The organism is Arthrobacter sp. E1SS-5, from assembly GCF_057073715.1.
Map to the genome: position 1 here is coordinate 1,207,001 of NZ_CP172703.1, position 16,326 is coordinate 1,223,326.

At 65.3% G+C, this 16,326-nt stretch carries 15 protein-coding genes; 9 read left to right on the top strand and 6 right to left on the bottom strand.

Features of this window, described 5'->3' with window-relative positions; translation table 11 throughout:
• Both ACIGJD_RS05685 and ACIGJD_RS05690 read left to right on the top strand, forming a co-directional pair.
• Window positions 1–702, top strand: a complete 702-nt coding sequence (locus ACIGJD_RS05685; protein ID WP_483688687.1) for a 2'-5' RNA ligase family protein — start codon at window positions 1–3, stop codon at window positions 700–702.
• Between the two features lie 58 nt (window positions 703–760).
• Window positions 761–1,732 carry a YihY/virulence factor BrkB family protein gene (locus ACIGJD_RS05690; protein WP_483689435.1) on the top strand — a complete coding sequence of 324 codons (972 nt, stop codon included), beginning with the start codon at window positions 761–763 and terminating at the stop codon, window positions 1,730–1,732.
• 42 nt (window positions 1,733–1,774) lie between these two features.
• Here the strand turns inward: ACIGJD_RS05690 and ACIGJD_RS05695 are convergent, their stop codons facing one another.
• Window positions 1,775–4,063: a hypothetical protein gene (locus ACIGJD_RS05695; RefSeq protein WP_483688688.1), complete on the bottom strand. Its 2,289-nt coding sequence runs from the start codon at window positions 4,061–4,063 to the stop codon at window positions 1,775–1,777.
• A gap of 311 nt (window positions 4,064–4,374) precedes the next feature.
• On the opposite strand from ACIGJD_RS05695, the gene ACIGJD_RS05700 reads away from it, so the two are divergent.
• Window positions 4,375–5,676, top strand: a complete 1,302-nt coding sequence (locus ACIGJD_RS05700; protein ID WP_483688689.1) for an ABC transporter substrate-binding protein — start codon at window positions 4,375–4,377, stop codon at window positions 5,674–5,676.
• Window positions 5,677–5,702: 26 nt separating this feature from the next.
• On the opposite strand, the gene ACIGJD_RS05705 is transcribed toward ACIGJD_RS05700, so the two are convergent.
• From ACIGJD_RS05705 to sdhC, 5 genes are all read right to left on the bottom strand, one after another.
• Window positions 5,703–6,476 carry an alpha/beta hydrolase gene (locus tag ACIGJD_RS05705; RefSeq protein WP_483688690.1) on the bottom strand — a complete coding sequence of 258 codons (774 nt, stop codon included), beginning with the start codon at window positions 6,474–6,476 and terminating at the stop codon, window positions 5,703–5,705.
• A 91-nt stretch (window positions 6,477–6,567) separates the two neighbouring features.
• Window positions 6,568–7,350, bottom strand: coding sequence for a succinate dehydrogenase iron-sulfur subunit (locus ACIGJD_RS05710; protein ID WP_142130712.1), 783 nt, complete (start codon window positions 7,348–7,350; stop codon window positions 6,568–6,570).
• 1 nt (window position 7,351) lies between these two features.
• Window positions 7,352–9,151 (bottom strand): succinate dehydrogenase flavoprotein subunit, encoded by a 1,800-nt coding sequence (gene sdhA / locus ACIGJD_RS05715; RefSeq protein WP_483688691.1) that lies wholly within the window; start codon window positions 9,149–9,151, stop codon window positions 7,352–7,354.
• Window positions 9,152–9,259: 108 nt separating this feature from the next.
• Complete coding sequence (locus tag ACIGJD_RS05720) at window positions 9,260–9,721, bottom strand: succinate dehydrogenase hydrophobic membrane anchor subunit (protein ID WP_142130710.1); 462 nt, start codon at window positions 9,719–9,721, stop codon at window positions 9,260–9,262.
• A gap of 3 nt (window positions 9,722–9,724) precedes the next feature.
• Complete coding sequence (sdhC, locus tag ACIGJD_RS05725) at window positions 9,725–10,060, bottom strand: succinate dehydrogenase, cytochrome b556 subunit (protein ID WP_026265921.1); 336 nt, start codon at window positions 10,058–10,060, stop codon at window positions 9,725–9,727.
• Between the two features lie 332 nt (window positions 10,061–10,392).
• Between sdhC and ACIGJD_RS05730 the strand changes: the two genes are divergently transcribed.
• The 6 genes from ACIGJD_RS05730 (at window position 10,393) to ACIGJD_RS05755 (ending at window position 16,280) form a co-directional block, all read left to right on the top strand.
• Entirely contained in the window at window positions 10,393–11,526 is a 1,134-nt protein-coding gene (locus ACIGJD_RS05730) for a mannose-1-phosphate guanylyltransferase (RefSeq protein WP_483688692.1), read from the top strand.
• A 100-nt stretch (window positions 11,527–11,626) separates the two neighbouring features.
• Window positions 11,627–12,844, top strand: a complete 1,218-nt coding sequence (locus tag ACIGJD_RS05735) for an amidohydrolase (RefSeq protein WP_483688693.1) — start codon at window positions 11,627–11,629, stop codon at window positions 12,842–12,844.
• Between the two features lie 132 nt (window positions 12,845–12,976).
• Window positions 12,977–13,411: a MarR family winged helix-turn-helix transcriptional regulator gene (locus ACIGJD_RS05740; protein ID WP_483688694.1), complete on the top strand. Its 435-nt coding sequence runs from the start codon at window positions 12,977–12,979 to the stop codon at window positions 13,409–13,411.
• 58 nt (window positions 13,412–13,469) lie between these two features.
• Window positions 13,470–13,901 (top strand): organic hydroperoxide resistance protein, encoded by a 432-nt coding sequence (locus ACIGJD_RS05745; protein WP_142130706.1) that lies wholly within the window; start codon window positions 13,470–13,472, stop codon window positions 13,899–13,901.
• Complete coding sequence (locus ACIGJD_RS05750; RefSeq protein WP_483688695.1) at window positions 13,898–14,914, top strand: NADP-dependent oxidoreductase; 1,017 nt, start codon at window positions 13,898–13,900, stop codon at window positions 14,912–14,914. The genes ACIGJD_RS05745 and ACIGJD_RS05750 overlap by 4 nt, the downstream gene beginning before the upstream one ends.
• Window positions 14,915–15,170: 256 nt before the next feature.
• On the top strand, window positions 15,171–16,280 hold the full coding sequence (locus ACIGJD_RS05755; protein ID WP_483688696.1) for a BMP family lipoprotein: 1,110 nt from the start codon (window positions 15,171–15,173) through the stop codon (window positions 16,278–16,280).
• Window positions 16,281–16,326: the final 46 nt, after the last annotated feature.

Below are 16,326 nucleotides of genomic sequence, written 5' to 3' on the forward strand. Positions count from 1 at the left end.
ATGTCTTCGAGAAACGTCACCGCCAGGGGAGGTGCCTGCTCCGCCAGCCAGGTGGAGCAGACCCTGGCCGACCGGTTCGGAGACCAATCCCGCAGGAATGCAGCTGCAGAGCATGATGCGCGGAGTGAAGAAATCAGCGTCGGAGTCATCCTGGGGTTCCCTGCCGAGATAGCGGAGGAACTGCAGCGCTGGCGCGCGTCCTTCGGCGACCCCATGGCCGGCGTGGTGCCGGCCCACATCACCCTGGTCACCACTACCCCCACGCAGGACTGGGAAGCCACCCGCCGGCATGTCCGTGAAGTCGCCCGGTGCCAGAGCCCCTTCATGGTCACCATCGCCGGGACCGGGACGTTCCGGCCCGTTTCGCCCGTGGTCTTCATCAACGTTGAGGACGGGTTCGATCACTGCGTTGACCTGCACCGCAAGCTCCAGCAGGGCCCGCTCCACCGTGAGCTGCCTTTTGCCTATCATCCCCACGTCACCATCGCCCACGACGTCGCCCCGGAAAGCCTGGATGAGGCCGAAACGGTGCTGAAGAACTACAGGGCCACCTTCCCCGTGGTTAGCATGGGACTCTATGAGCATGATGCCGACGGCATCTGGCAGCTACGGGAAGAGCTGGACTTTGGGACCGAAACTGACAACCACGGCGGCACCGGCCTTCCGGATGCTGCCGCGGACGCCCCAACCGAAGCTGGATAACCAGCAGCCGCTGCCTACCGAGCTCGACCGGCTGAAGCTGGCGGTGATCGAAAAGCGGATGGAGTGGAACCGGACGCGCAGGTCCGGAGGGAAGTTCGCAGCACTGATGGCATTGGGGCAGTGGTTTACCGCGCGCCTGAACGTCTTCCGGCCCATGCGCGCCTTCCGGCATTACAGCCTCCACTACGGGCCGCTGATGAGCGCCGGCATCGGATTTAACATGTTCTTCTCCATTACAGGCCTGCTGGCCACCGGATTTTCCATTGCCGGCCTGGTGTTGAGCGGCCAACCCGCACTGCTGGACACCATCATCAGCAGTGTGGCCAGAAGCGCCCCAGGCCTCCTTAAAATCAATGGCGGACAGGGCCTTGTGGACCCCAAGGACCTGCTGGATCCCAGCGGACTTGGCTGGACCGCGGTGATCAGTGCCGTTGTCACCGTGGTCACCTCGCTGGGCTGGATTAACGGCCTGCGCGACGGGCTCCGCGGTGTGCTGCAGCTGCCGCCGCTGATGGTCAATCCCATTCTGCTGAAGCTGCGCGACGCCGGAATCCTCCTGCTACTGGGCGTGTCCCTGGTGATCAGCGCGGCCGCTTCGCTGGTGTTCGGCACTGCGGCCGGGTGGGTTTCCAACTTCCTGCACCTCACTGACGCCTTGGCCGGCCCACTCACCACGTCCGTAAAGATCGTTGTGCCGCTGGTCCTTAACTGGGTCACGGCGCTGATCATGTTCCGGCTGGCTGCGGGCCTGAAGCTGTCGCGCCGGGCTTTGCTCGAAAGCACCATCCTCGCCGCCCTGGGCACCACCATCCTGCAGATCTTCAGCACCGAGCTGCTGGGCGGTGCCAGCCGAAACCCCCTCCTGGCCTCGTTTGCCGTCATCATCGGGCTTCTGATCTGGTTCAACCTGGTCAGCCAGGTCTACCTCGTTTCGGCGGGCTGGGCCGCCGTCCGCGAGGCGGACCTGGACTCCGGCGGCACACCCCGCAAGACCATCCTCGGTGCAAAGCGCGCCACACCGCAGACCTGACACTGCCTTGGCAGTGGTGCCGGGTTGGCCGGCCCGGGGCTATCAGGGCGCGGGTACCAGCCCTTCCCACTTTACGGTCCAGCCGGACGGGAATCCCGGTGCGTGCGCGTCCGGCCCGTGGTCCCAGCCGGCGGCCATCAGCGCGGCAGCAGCAAGCAGACCGCCGTTGCCTGGCAGGTACAACGGCAAGGAGTCGGTTTGGCGGTTATGCCCGTTCGGCAGGACGGCGTTCTTGCCGGCATCCTGCAGCAGCGCGTCCACTGCGGCCTCCGGGTCACCCAACCGCGCGGCCGTCATCGCCATCACCGGGTAGTCCCAGCCCCAGGTGGTGCCCCAGTCCCAGCCGGCCAGGACATCCTTGAGCGTGGCCCGCATGATGTCTTCATCAATCAGGTCCGTCAGCGGCAGGACGCCGAGGGCGCAAAGCATGGAGGGATGGTCCGTCCTGATGGTGAAGGGTTCCACGTCCATGGCCGCATAGACGCCGTCCACTACGCGCGGACGCACCAGCCCGTCAGCCACCTCCAACCAGGACTCAACCGGCTCAAGGCCCAGCCGTTCCCGCCAGGCGGCCGCCGTCCGCAGGCCCCACTGCCAGTAGGCAAGTTCGAAGGTCGGGTTCTTGACCTTCGCCCGCATGGATCCGTAGCTCTCCTGTGCGGGGATCAGCGGCGGGCCAAGCTCGAAGCCCCGCGGCGTGCGGTGGGCGAAGCTGGCCATGAACGCGGCGGATTCGAACACGAGGTCCGCGAACTCGTCCAGCACCTCCGGGTCCGGGTTGGCCCGGTATGCCAGTTCCGCCAGATGGATGGGATGCGGCTGCTGCCAGATCAGGAAGGTCCCGATCGGGCTGGGGCTCTCCCTTCCGTCCGGACCTACCTGCTTGGGCCAGCGGGCGCCGTCGAAACCCTGCGTCCGTGCCGTCTCACGTGACGTCTCCAGCACCGTGGAGTACCAGCGCAGGGAAGGGAGGAGGAGCTCCGTACGGTTCCAGTGCGCAAAATGGGCGGCATGCCACCAGTGCATCTCCAGGTGGAACCGGCCCCGCCACGAGTTGCACACCAGGCCCGTTTCCTGCGGTGGCAGCGATCCGGAGCAGTTGACGGCGGTCAGGTACTGCGAAAGGACAATCCGGCGCTCCAACTCCCTGGCCCGGTGATCCGGCGTGGCGTCCAGCTCAATAGCGCCGCCGGACTGCCAGAACCTGGGCCAGTGCTCCATTGAGGCGGCTGCAACGCTGCTGCCGGGCTGGTTTTTGCCGGCAAGCGTAGGGGCGTCAGGGGAGGGCTCGACGGCGGCACTCCTTGGGGTGCCCGCGCCCGGCTTGCCTGCCAGGCGGGAAAGGCCTGCGCCGGCCCGGGGGATGCAGTCCCCGTCTCCGGCGGAGATAAATTCGATGGACAGGTCGATGACGTCCTGGCGGGGGGTGACATCCCGGCGTATGCGTACTTGGTGCGGTCCTGACTGCTCCACCACCAGGCCCTGCCCGCTGACCACTACCTGGTACCGCGCGTTGTCCAGTGCGCGGTCCACCGTCCAGCTCATGGCTCCCGGATGAAGCCCTGCAGGCTGGGGTCTGTTGAGTGTCGTGGTGTGGGCGTCCGGCCGGCCCCAGTCCGCGGCGCTGTGCCACGACTCGGAGCCGTACGGGAAATCGAGGGCGATGACCAGGCCGTCGCCGAGCGCAGGTGACTCCACGCGGATGCCGAGTTCGTCGCGGTGAGGATGGCAGGCTGTTGTGACCGCGGCTTGGTGGCCCGCAATGGTGAAGGTGCTGGTGACAGTGCCTGTCCAGAGATCCAGGGTCTGGCTGGTGCCGGAGAGTTCCCCGGGGTTGATCGGCCGGCTGGTCCCGTCCTGCAGCAGCTGGAAGCCGATGCGTCCCAGGTCCAGGCGGTGCGGGTTGGCCCGCAGCCACGTTTCCGCCGCGGAGGTGCCCGTTTCGCGATCGTTCACGATGTCTCCCACCATGTCCACGTACGGGACCGGTCCGCGTGGTGAATCGTAGAGGACGGTGGACCCTGCCAGGGAGTAACGGTCGCCGCCCGGCGTAGAGTGCCAGCCCCAGTTGGACTGCGTCCCCAGGAGGGTTCCGGGCGGAAGTCCCTCCTCGCGCGGCCCTACCGGATACTCTGCCGGCAGCGACTGCAGCCCGGTGAGGTCCATGGTGAAGGCGAACTCGCCGTTGCCTACGGATACAGGGCTGCGCGGATCAAGCTCCCGCTGCCGGACGTTGTGGCGCTGGACCAAAGCCTTCCTGTCAATTGGTCTTGACTCCACGGGCGCCACAGTGCGGGACTGCGGCCGTACGGTGCTGATGTGGCTGTGCACGGTGCACGCCCTCCTGACGGGTTTCGGTGTGGAGCAATTGCCGCGGCTCTTCCTGAGCCGACGCGGTCCTCCCTTTCGGGAAGGGAAGCGCCAGGCGCTAGAAAGCGCTTTCTGGCCCTACTATCCTTGGCTGCTTCCAAGGGAGTGTCAAGGACCTTGGCGCAGCCTCCCGCCCCGAAAAATTTCGGGCACTAACGGAGGGCCGGGCCGGCCCGGAACCTATTGACGGGCTTCATTCGTCGTTGATACGTTTCACGAAACCGCTTTCCCAGTCACCTCAATTCCCCCTCATCACGGAAGAAGCCTGTGCAATGACGCGCCCCACCGCCGGAAAAGTCCGTAAATCCCTTGCCGTGCTGACGGCCGCGGCCCTTTTGGCCGTAACCGCCGGCTGTTCCAGCCCATCGTCTAATAAAGCCGAGGACGGGCCAGTGGAAATCCGGTTCTCCTGGTGGGGCAATGCCGGCCGGGCCGACCTGACCAACAAGGCCATTGCGGAATTCGAGGCTGCCAATCCCAACATCAAGGTCAAGCCGGAATACGGCGACATCGGCGGTTACTTCGACAAGCTCGCCACGCAGATGGCGGCCAACGACGCCCCGGACGTCATCACCATGGGCGGTGCCTACCCCGCGGAGTACGCCAACAGGGGCGCGCTGCTGGACCTGACCAAGGTGCAGGGCTCCCTGGACTTGTCCAAGATCGACCAGGGCGCCCTGGAGAACGGCCAGGTTAAGGGCAAGCAGTACGGAGTCTCCACGGGGGCCAACGCCTTGGCGATCGTCGTGAATCCCGCGGTCTTCAAGGCAGCGGGCGTCCCCATGCCGGATGACAGCACATGGAGCTGGGATGACTTCGCCAGGATCGCCGGCGACATCACGGCCAAGAGTCCCAAGGGGACCTACGGAACGGCGACCGTCCTCACCCATGACTCTTTGGATGCCTTCGCCCGACAGCGCGGAGAATCGCTCTACACCCAGGACGGGCAGCTGGGATTAAGCAAGCAGACGGTGCAGGACTACTTTGACTATTCGCTGAAGCTCAGCGAATCCGGTGCGGCTCCAAGCGCGTCGGAGACGGTGGAAAAGCTCAATGTCAGCACTGAGCAAACCCTGATGGGCATGGGCAAGGCAGGGATGATGCTCACCTGGAGCAACTCACTGACCGCCCTCAGCAAGGCCTCCGGCGCAGACCTGAAACTCCTGAAGCTTCCCGGCGAAAAACCCACCCCGGGAATCTGGCTCCAGTCCTCGCAGTTCTACACCATCTCCGCCCGCAGCAAGCACACCGATGCCGCCGCCAAGCTCGTGAACTTCCTGGTCAACAACCAGGCCGCGGCCAAGATCATCCAGAGCGACCGGGGCATTCCCGGCAACTCCGAGATGCGCGCCGCTATCCAGGACCTGCTGACACCGCAGGGCAAGGTGGAAGCGGAGTACATCAACCAGATCGGAAAGATGGACTTTGCGCCAACGTACATCGGCCCCACCGGTTCCACCGCCGTTTCGGAGATTACCGCCCGGATCAACACCGACGTCCTGTTCAAGCGGCTAACGCCGGAAAAAGCCGCCGAACAGTGGCTCAGTGAGAGCAAGGCAGCGATCGGCAAGTAGCTGCCCGTGGCGCCGCGGGCAGGGCGTCAGGCTGACGCGGCGTCGAGGTACTGGTCGGCCCAGGCCGCGATGATGCGCGCGGCACGGGCGGCCTGGCCCTTCCCCGTCAGCAGGTGGTCGCTGCCCTCGAGGGAGACAAAGTTCCGCGGGTGCCGGGCGGTCTGGAAGATGGTGCTGGCGTTCTCGATCCCCACGGTGTTGTCGGTGGGGGAGTGCAGCACCATCAGGGGCTTGTGAAGCTGCTTGATGCAGTCGGTCAGGTCGGCATTTTCCAGATCCTCCACGAAGTGCCTGCGGATCTCCACCCGCTTGCCGCCCAGATCCACCTCGGCGCTGCCCTCGCTCAGGATCCTGTCCAGTGCCGTGTCGAAGACGTGGGCCACGTGCTTGGGGGAGAAGGGCGCGCCCACGGTGGCAACGGCGTCGAGCTCCGGAATCTCCCGTGCGGCAGCAAGGACTGCTGCGCCGCCAAAGGAGTGCCCCACCAGGAGGGAAATCTCCTTCCCCTCGCTGCGCATGAACTCTGCTGCCTTCACCGTGTCGGCCACCTTGTGGCTGAATGAACCTTCGGACCATTCGCCTGCGGAGCCGCCCAAGCCCAGGTTGTCGAAGCGCAGCATCCCGATGCCGCTGTCCGCCAACGCCTTGCACATCCGGGCCGCAGAGGGGCTGTCCTTGCCCAGGGTGAACCCGTGCGAGAAGACGCCCCAGCCCTTGACGGGACCTTCCGGGACGTCGATGATGCCGGACAGCAGCTCGCCTGTGGATCCGGCGAAGGTGACTTTTTCGGAGCGGGACAAAGGGGACCCTTTCTGTGCGGATACGACGACGGCGCCGCCACCACACGTGGTGAGCGACGCCGTCGGCCGTTATAGCTGTTGGTGAACGAACCTAGATCCGGCGGGCCAGGATTGCCTGCTTGACCTCCGCGATGGCCTGGGTGACCTGGATGCCGCGGGGGCACGCCTCGGAGCAGTTGAAGGTGGTGCGGCAGCGCCACACGCCTTCCTTGTCGTTGAGGATCTCCAGGCGCATGTCGCCGGCATCATCACGGGAATCGAAAATGAAGCGGTGCGCGTTGACGATCGCGGCGGGGCCGAAGTACTGGCCGTCGGTCCAGAACACCGGGCAGGAGGACGTGCACGCGGCGCACAGGATGCACTTGGTGGTGTCGTCAAAGCGCTCACGGTCCTCGGCGGACTGCAGGCGTTCCCGGGTGGGCTCGTGGCCCTTGTTGATCAGGAAGGGCATGACTTCGCGGTACGACTGGAAGAAAGGTTCCATGTCCACGATCAGGTCCTTCTCCACCGGCAGGCCCTTGATGGGCTCCACCGTGATGGGCTTGGACGTGTCCAAGTCCTTCAGCAGCGTCTTGCAGGCGAGGCGGTTGCGGCCGTTGATGCGCATGGCGTCAGAGCCGCACACGCCGTGGGCGCAGGAGCGGCGGAAGGACAGGGTGCCGTCCATCTCCCACTTCACCTTGTGGAGGGCATCCAGGACACGGTCCGTGCCGTACATGGTCAGGTGGAAGTCATCCCAGGTAGCTTCCTCGGAAACCTCCGGGTTGTACCGGCGCACGCGCATGTGGACATCGAACGTGGGGATTTCCCCGCCTCCGCCAACGCCGGCAGGAAGTTCAACCTTTGAGGCTGGCTCAGCGATTTCAGCGGTCATCTTAGTACTTCCTCACCATCGGCTCGTAGCGGGTAAAGACAACCGGCTTGGTGGCGAGGCGGATGCCGGCGATTGATTCCGCCGATCCGTCAGCCGGCGCGTGGTCATCCTTGTACGCCATGGAGTGCTTCATGAATTTCTCGTCGTCACGCTCGGGGAAGTCCTCGCGGAAGTGTCCGCCGCGGGATTCCTCGCGGTGCAGGGCGGCCACGGTCATCACCTTGGCCAGTTCCAGCAGGAAGCCGAGCTCAACGGCCTCGAGCAGGTCCAGGTTGAAGCGCTTGCCCTTGTCCTGGACGTTGATGCGCTTGTACCGCTCCTCGAAGGAGGCGATGTCGCGCAGCACCTGGTTCAGGGTGTCCGCGGTGCGGAACACCTGCATGTTGGCGTCCATGGTGTCCTGCAGTTCCTTGCGGATCTGCGCCACCTTTTCGTCGCCGGTGCCGTTGCGGGCAACGTCCAGCAGTTCGGTGGTGTAGGCCAGCGGGTTCTCCGGCAGTTCCACGAACTGTGCGGTCTTGGCGTACTCGGCTGCGGCGATGCCGGCGCGCTTGCCGAACACGTTGATGTCCAGCAGCGAGTTGGTGCCCAGGCGGTTGGAGCCGTGGACGGACACGCACGCCACTTCACCCGCGGCGTACAGGCCGGGGATCACGGTGTCGTTGTCCTGCAGGACCTCGGTCTCGATGTTCGTGGGGATGCCGCCCATGGCATAGTGCGCGGTGGGGAACACCGGCACCGGCTCCGTGTACGGTTCCACGCCCAGGTAGGTGCGGGCGAACTCGGTGATGTCCGGAAGCTTCGCATCGATGTGCGCCGGCTCCAGGTGCGTCAGGTCCAGGAGGACGTAATCCTTGTTCGGGCCGCAGCCGCGGCCTTCGCGCACCTCGTTGGCCATGGAGCGGGCCACGATGTCACGCGGCGCCAGGTCCTTGATGGTGGGGGCGTAGCGCTCCATGAAGCGCTCACCCTCCGAATTGCGGAGGATGGCACCTTCACCGCGGGCGGCCTCGGACAGGAGGATGCCCAGGCCCGCAAGGCCTGTCGGGTGGAACTGGAAGAACTCCATGTCCTCCAGCGGGATGCCGCGGCGGAAGGCGATGCCCATGCCGTCACCGGTCAGGGTGTGGGCGTTGGAGGTGGTCTTGAAGACCTTGCCCGCACCGCCGGAGGCGAACACCACGGACTTGGCCTGGAAGACGTGCAGTTCACCGGACGCGAGGTCGTAGGAGACGACGCCGGCAACACGCTTCTGCTTGTAGGGCGTGCCGTCTGCGCGGACAGCGTCCTCTTCAACGGTCAGCAGGTCCAGGACGTAGTACTCGTTGTAGAACTCAACGTTGTGCTTGACGCAGTTTTGGTACAGGGTCTGCAGGATCATGTGGCCGGTGCGGTCCGCGGCGTAGCATGCTCGGCGGACCGGTGCCTTGCCGTGGTCGCGGGTGTGGCCGCCGAAACGCCGCTGGTCGATCCGGCCCTCGGGCGTGCGGTTGAAGGGCAGGCCCATCTTTTCCAGGTCCAGCACGGCGTCGATGGCTTCCTTGGCCATGACCTCGGCTGCGTCCTGGTCAACCAGGTAGTCGCCGCCCTTGACGGTGTCGAACGTGTGCCATTCCCAGTTGTCTTCCTCGACGTTGGCAAGGGCAGCACACATGCCACCCTGTGCCGCACCCGTGTGCGAGCGGGTGGGGTAGAGCTTGGTCAGTACTGCTGTGCGGGCGCGCTGACCGGATTCGATCGCGGCGCGCATGCCAGCGCCACCGGCACCGACGATGACGACGTCGTACTTATGGACCTGCATACCAGACGCTCTTTCTCTCAAAATTCGCTATGAAACAACGGGGCGGCTTTGCCTGCTCCGCAAAACAGGGCCCGCGGGAAAGCCCGCGGGCCCGGGGTTGTGCCAGTGCTAGGCAGGGCAGAAACCGCCCGGAAGGGCAACGCCGTTCACCACGGGGCACGGGTTGAAGGTGAAGATCACCAGGGTGCCCAGGAGAATGATGACCACGGCTGCCGCGTAAAGCACGGTCTTCAGCCAGCGGCGGGTGGAGGTCTTCTCGGCGTAGTCGTTGATGATGGTCCGCACGCCGTTGGTGCCGTGCAGCATGGCCAGCCATAGCATGGCCAGGTCCCAGAACTGCCAGAACGGGTCCGCCCACTTGCCGGCAACGAAGCCGAAGTCGATGGCGTGGATGCCTTCGCCCACCATGAGGTTCACGAACAGGTGGCCGAAGATGAGGACCACCAGCACCACGCCGGAAAGGCGCATGAACAGCCAGGCGATCATCTCGAAGTTGCCCTTGGACCCGCCGCTGCGGCGGTACTGGGGGGCGATCCGCCCGCTGCGGGGGCTCTCGATGGTTGCAGTCATGGCTTAGTGACCTCCGAGGGCGAGGGACAGGTGGCGGATGGAGAAGGCAACCATGGTCACGACCCAGAGGGCCAATACTGCCCACAGCATCTGCCGCTGGTACTTGGCGCCCTTCTTCCAGAAGTCGACCGCAATGATGCGCAGGCCGTTGAAGGCGTGGAAGACGATGGCGGCAACGAGGCCGGTCTCGCCCAGCGCCATCAGGGGGTTCTTGTAGGCGCCGATCACGGCGGTGTAGGCCTCCGGTGACACACGCACCAAGGAGGTGTCCAGGACGTGGACCAACAAGAAGAAAAAGATCACTACACCGGTAATGCGGTGTCCTACCCAGGACCACATGCCTTCACGGCCGCGGTACAAGGTGCCAGCTGGTTTTGTCGGCACTGATAAACCTCCCTGCAACACAGCGGCGCTGGCATGAGATCCATGCGGGGGGAACGCCTGCTGCGAGAGCACTCGTAGCTCAGGCCTAAATCTAGGCTCCGCTAACAGCTTATTCAATTTAGGCGTTTATTGGTGCCCAGTGCTGGTGCGGATTTTCGGGGGAAATGAGACCAACGCCACATGGCGGCGGGCTTTTTCGGAGCCAGCGGGCGGGGGAGTGCCGCAAAATGCGGGACCATTGCGCAGCCACAGGAGCCGGATGCGGCCCTTCGGCTAAAGTAGCCGTGATGAGTACAGACAAAGTGACAAGCCCGGCATCACCCATTGACCGCTTCATTGCGGTGATTCCGGCAGGCGGAGTGGGGACCCGCCTCTGGCCCCTGTCACGAGCAGCAGCTCCCAAGTTCCTTCACGATCTCACCGGATCGGGCAGCACCTTGCTGCGCGCCACCTACGACCGGCTGCAGCCACTGGCGGGCAGCCGGATGCTGGTGGTTACCGGCCAGGCGCACCGTGAAGCCGTGTGCCGGCAGCTTCCGGAAGTCCACGACGCCGACCTCGTCCTTGAGTCCGAACCCAAGGACTCGGGCGCAGCCATCGGCCTCGCTGCGGCAATCCTGCATGAACGCGATCCCGACACCATCATGGGTTCGTTCGCTGCCGACCAGGTGATCAGCCCGGACCACCTGTTCCAGCAGGCCGTCCGCGAGGCGATCCACACGGCCGCCGCCGGCAAGATCGTGACCATCGGCATCAAGCCCACCCACCCGTCCACGGGTTTCGGCTACATCCGTTCCGGCAAGGCGCTGAACATCGAAGGCGCTCCCAGTGCCCACGACGTGGTGGAGTTCGTCGAGAAGCCGGACGAAGTGGTGGCCCAGCAGTACGTGGACAGCGGTGACTACGTATGGAACGCCGGCATGTTCGTGGCGCCCGTGTCCTTGATGCTCAAGCACCTCGAAGCCAACCAGCCGGAGCTGTTCCAGGGCCTGCAGGAAATCGCCCGTGCCTGGGACACCCCGCAGCGTGACGAGGTCACCGCGCGCATCTGGCCCACCCTGCCGAAGATCGCCATCGACTACGCAGTGGCCGAGCCCGCCGCCGAAGCCGGGGACGTCGCCGTCGTGCCCGGAACCTTCCGCTGGGACGACGTCGGCGACTTCGCCTCCGTGGGCCGGCTGAACAGCGCCAAGGAAGTGGACGACGTCACTGTCCTTGGCGAAGGTGCCCGCGTTTTCACCGAGAACTCAAGCGGCGTGGTGGTCACCGACACCAAGCGCGTCATCGCCCTGATCGGCATCCAGGACGTTGTCATCGTCGATACCCCCGATGCCCTGCTGGTGACCACCATGGCCAACTCGCAGCGCGTAAAGGCCGCCGTGGATGCCCTCAAGGCAAGCGGGGACACGGACGTCCTCTGACCTTGGAACCTGCCGGCCCCTTCGGGTGCCGGCAGGTTCCGGATGTAATGCGGCGTCAGTGAATGGGTGCTTATGCCCGTACCGTCGCTAGAGTGAAGCAGTGCGCAATTACACGACTGAAGCCGAGCCCACCGCCCTGGTGGCTCCGTGGCTCGAACCGCTCCTGCCGGAACTGATCGAATTCCGCCGGGACCTCCATGCGCACCCGGAACTGTCCTTTAAGGAGTTCCGCACCACCGACAAGCTTGCCGAGCGGCTGGAAGCCGCCGGCCTGAGCCCCCGCCGCTTGGAAGGCACCGGGCTGACGGTTGACGTGGGTGAAGGCCCCATCGCCACCGCGCTGCGGGGCGACATCGATGCCCTGCCGATCATCGAGGAAACGGGCCTGCCGTTCGCGTCGAAGAACCATGGCGTCACGCACGCCTGCGGCCACGACGTGCACACCACCACCATGCTGGGCATCGCCCTGGTCCTGAACCGCATGCACCAGGAGTCGCCCCTCGGCGCCACCGTCCGGATCATCTTCCAGCCCGCGGAAGAGACCATGCCCGGCGGCGCGCACTCGTGCATCGAGCAGGGTGTCCTGGAGGGCGTTCCGCGGATTCTGGCATTGCACTGCGACCCCCGGATCGAGGTGGGCAAGGTGGGAACCCGGATCGGCGCCATCACGTCCGCCTCCGACACCATCCGGATCGAACTCTCCGGCCGGGGCGGCCACACCTCTCGGCCGCACCTCACCGAGGACCTGGTGTTCGCCCTGGCCCAGATTGCGGTCAATGTGCCGGCCGTTCTGTCCCGCCGCGTGGACGTCCGAAGTGGCGTGTCCGTGGTGTGGGGGCAGATCACCGCAGGCTCCGCGCCCAACGCCATTCCCGGCTCCGGCTACATGGCAGGCACCATGCGCTGCCTGGACCGGGAAGCCTGGCACGCCGCCGGCGAGCTCCTTGACGAGGTGGTCCACCAAGTGGCCGCGCCTTACGGCGTGGATGTGCACCTGGAGCACACCAGGGGAGTGCCGCCGGTGGTGAACTCCGAACACGAGACGGCACTGATCGAGGCCGCTGCCCGCGCTGAAATCGGCGAAAGCGCAGTGGTGCTCACCCCGCAGTCCATGGGCGGCGAGGACTTTGCCTGGTTCCTGGCCGAGCTTCCCGGAGCAATGATGCGCCTGGGCACCAAGACACCCGGCGGCGAGGACTACGACCTCCACCGGGGCGACTACATCCTGGACGAGCGCTCCCTGGGCCTGGGCATCCGGGTGCTCACCGCCGCGGCCCTGCGGACCATCCGGGACCTCGAGCAGCCCTCCATCCCGTAGCTCCGCCATCCGTGGGTGGGCCCGCCACCAAAAGGCGCGGCCCGTCGTCGGGACAGCACGACGGCGGCCTAAGCTTGGCTGCCTTGCCTCAGGTAAGTTGTGCACAATTTAGTTGTGCGCTACGGTTGATTCATGACCGAAGCGCCCCGCCTGGACCGGCAAGTCTGTTTTGCGTTGTACTCAGCCTCCCGGGCCGCCACGGCGGTCTACCGGCCCATCCTCGACGAACTGGGGCTTACCTACCCGCAGTACCTGGTGATGCTGGTGCTGTGGGAAAGCGAGCCGCGCGGCGTGAAGGAACTCGGCGGGGAACTCGGACTGGACTCAGGCACCCTGTCCCCGCTCCTCAAGCGCCTGGAAGTACTCGGGCTCGTGGAGCGCCGGCGGTCCGGCGAGGATGAGCGCCGCGTCGCCATCCACCTGACTCCGGCCGGGCGAAGCCTGAGCGGCCCGGCCAGTGCCATCCCGCAGCGGCTGGCTGACGCCGCCGGGCTTTCCCTGGACGAACTCGAACAACTGAGGGCCACCCTGGGCAAGCTCACGGCCGCACTGCATCAATCGCTTTAGTCGCTGTAACCCCCGGCGCTAAACCCTGCACCATCCCACAACAGGACGGACATCTTTCGTGAAGACTCTCTACACCGCCGAGGCGCTTGCCTCCGGCGAAGGGCGCGACGGTACCGCGCGCAGCAACGACGGCAGGCTGGCAGTGGACCTGGCCAGCCCCGTCGAACTGGGCGGCAACGGCCAGGGCACCAACCCCGAACAGCTCTTCGCCGCTGGATACGCCGCCTGCTTCCACTCAGCCCTTCGCCTGGTGGGCCGCAAGGCCGGCGCGGACCTGACGGATTCTGCAGTGGCAGCGAAGATCCACCTGGGGCAGTTGGACGGCGGCGCAGGCTTTGGGCTGGCCGCCGAGCTGGAAATCGCCCTCCCCGCCCTGGATCTCGCCACCGCAGAGGACCTGGTGGCCAAGGCACATCAGGTATGCCCCTATTCGAATGCCACCCGCGGCAACATCAACGTCGACCTCAAGATTCTGGAGTACGCAGCATGAGCACAGCCCTGGCAACCACCACCCGTGAAATCCGGCTCGCCTCCCGTCCTGTGGGGCGTCCCACCGGCGACAACTTCGAACTGGCAGAGTCCGCGCTGCCCGCGCTTGAAGACGGCCAGATCCTGGTGCGCAACCTCTTCATGTCCGTGGACCCCTACATGCGCGGCCGCATGAATGACGTCAAGTCCTACTCCGCCCCCTTCGCCGTGGGCAAAGCGCTCGACGGCGGCGCGGTGGGCGAGGTGGTCGCGTCCCGTTCGTCGGCACACAAGGAGGGCGACGTCGTCGTCCATTCCCTTGGTTGGCGCGAGTACGCCGTGGTGGACGGCAGCGCTGCCACCCCGGCACGCACCGACCTGGCGCCCGCTTCCGCTTTCCTTGGTGCCCTGGGCATGACCGGGCTCACGGCGTACACCGGGCTGTTGAAGGTTGCGGAGTTCAAGCCCGGTGACGCCGTCTTCGTCTCGGGCGCAGCGGGCGCGGTGGGCTCCCTGGTGGGGCAGATCGCCAAAGCCATGGGCGCCTCACGGGTCATCGGCTCCGCAGGCTCGCCCGCCAAGGTGGCACGCCTCCTGGAGCTCGGCTTCGACGCCGCCTTCGACTACCACGACGGTCCCGTCGTGGAGCAGCTGGAGAAGGCGGCAGGCCCGGCGGGCATCGACGTCTACTTCGACAATGTGGGCGGTGAGCACCTGGAGGCCGCCCTGGCGGTCCTCAATGTGGGCGGCCGTGTGGCCATGTGCGGTGCCATCGCACAGTACAACTCCACCGAACCCACCCCTGCGCCGCACAACCTGATGCAGGCAATCGGCAAGCAACTCACCCTGCGCGGTTTCCTGGTAGGCGGGCAGCGCCAGCACGCCGCCGAGTTCGCGGAGAAAATGGCCGGTTGGCTGGCCGACGGGACCGTGCGCTACGACGAGACGATCGTGGACGGGCTGGAGAACGCGCCGCAGGCCTTCATGGACCTCCTGGATGGGGCAAACACCGGGAAAATGCTCGTCCGACTGTAGCCGCCAGGCCGACGCACAAGCAGTAGGGGCACCACATTCAGCGGTGCCCCTACTGCTTGGTAACAACTTGTAAACAATCCTCCGGATGGACTCCCGGCGTGCTATTGGGACGTGTCGCAGGCCACTAAAGTAGGTGCCATCACTGCGCTCCGGCGCATGCTGCGTGCCTTCAGTGAAACCAAAATTTCAGCGCCGAAACGTCACCCTCATTGAATTCCAGCCCGTAGCGCCACTCGCATCATCCCCTGGAGGAAAATTGAAGAAAACACTCCGTGCCGTCTTCAAGCGCGGTTCAATGGCAGGCGTGGCCACCCTCGGTGCGTCCGCGCTTGTGCTCACCGCCTGCGGTGCCGCCCCCGAGGCCGGAAGCACCCCGTCAGCAGGGGCCAGCGACTACACCGGCTGCATCGTGTCCGACTCCGGTGGGTTCGACGACCAGTCCTTCAACCAGTCCTCCTACGAGGGCCTGAAGAAGACCGAGAAGGACCTTGGCATCAAGGTCAACCAGATCGAGTCCAAGACCAACAACGACTTCGAGCCAAACCTGCGCGCCATGGTCACGGCCGGCTGCAACCTGACCATCACCGTGGGCTTCCTGCTCGGTGACGCCACCAAGGCCCAGGCCACCGCCAACCCGGACAAGCACTTCGCCATTATCGACTTCGGCTACGACCAGCCCATCAGCAACGTCAAGCCCATCATCTACGACACCGCACAGGCCGCATTCCTGGCCGGCTACCTGGCAGCAGGAACCACCAAGACCGGCACCGTGGCCACCTTCGGCGGAATCAAGATCCCCACCGTGACCATTTTCATGGACGGCTACGCCGACGGCGTGAAGTACTACAACCAGCAAAAGGGCAAGAACGTCAAGCTGCTCGGCTGGAACAAGGACTCCCAGGACGGCAGCTTCACGGGCGACTTCGAAAAGCAGGACGTTGGCAAGCAGCTGACCAAGAACTTCCTGGACCAGGGCGCGGACATCGTTATGCCCGTGGCCGGTCCGGTTGGCAAGGGTGCGGGAGCCGCGCTCAACGAGGCCAAGGCTGCCGGCAAGGACGTCAAGCTCATCTGGGTTGACTCCGACGGCTACCTCACCGCACCGGACTACAAGGGCATCATGCTCTCCTCCGTCATGAAGCAGATGGGCGAGGCCGTGGAAACCGTGGTTACCGAGGACAAGGACGGCAAGTTCAACAACACTCCGTACGTAGGCACCCTTGCCAACGACGGCGTGCAGTTGGCACCCTTCCACGACCTCGATTCCCAGGTCCCCGCGGAACTGAAGTCCGACCTCGAGAAGATCAAGAAGGACATTGTGGACGGCAAGCTGAAGGTTGAGTCCGCAGCAAGCCCCAAGGCCTGATCCATTACAGGAAGCGCCGCCGCCGGCCCGTCACCCACTGGCCGGG

Coding starts and splice junctions, on each gene's coding strand:
- ACIGJD_RS05730 (WP_483688692.1), top strand. CDS start 10,393: ATGAGTACAGACAAAGTGACAAGCCCGGCATCACCCATTGACCGCTTC.
- ACIGJD_RS05690 (WP_483689435.1), top strand. CDS start 761: ATGGAGTGGAACCGGACGCGCAGGTCCGGAGGGAAGTTCGCAGCACTG.
- ACIGJD_RS05750 (WP_483688695.1), top strand. CDS start 13,898: ATGAGCACAGCCCTGGCAACCACCACCCGTGAAATCCGGCTCGCCTCC.
- sdhA (WP_483688691.1), bottom strand. CDS start 9,151: ATGCAGGTCCATAAGTACGACGTCGTCATCGTCGGTGCCGGTGGCGCT.
- ACIGJD_RS05720 (WP_142130710.1), bottom strand. CDS start 9,721: ATGACTGCAACCATCGAGAGCCCCCGCAGCGGGCGGATCGCCCCCCAG.
- sdhC (WP_026265921.1), bottom strand. CDS start 10,060: ATGTGGTCCTGGGTAGGACACCGCATTACCGGTGTAGTGATCTTTTTC.
- ACIGJD_RS05685 (WP_483688687.1), top strand. CDS start 1: ATGTCTTCGAGAAACGTCACCGCCAGGGGAGGTGCCTGCTCCGCCAGC.
- ACIGJD_RS05710 (WP_142130712.1), bottom strand. CDS start 7,350: ATGACCGCTGAAATCGCTGAGCCAGCCTCAAAGGTTGAACTTCCTGCC.
- ACIGJD_RS05740 (WP_483688694.1), top strand. CDS start 12,977: ATGACCGAAGCGCCCCGCCTGGACCGGCAAGTCTGTTTTGCGTTGTAC.
- ACIGJD_RS05700 (WP_483688689.1), top strand. CDS start 4,375: ATGACGCGCCCCACCGCCGGAAAAGTCCGTAAATCCCTTGCCGTGCTG.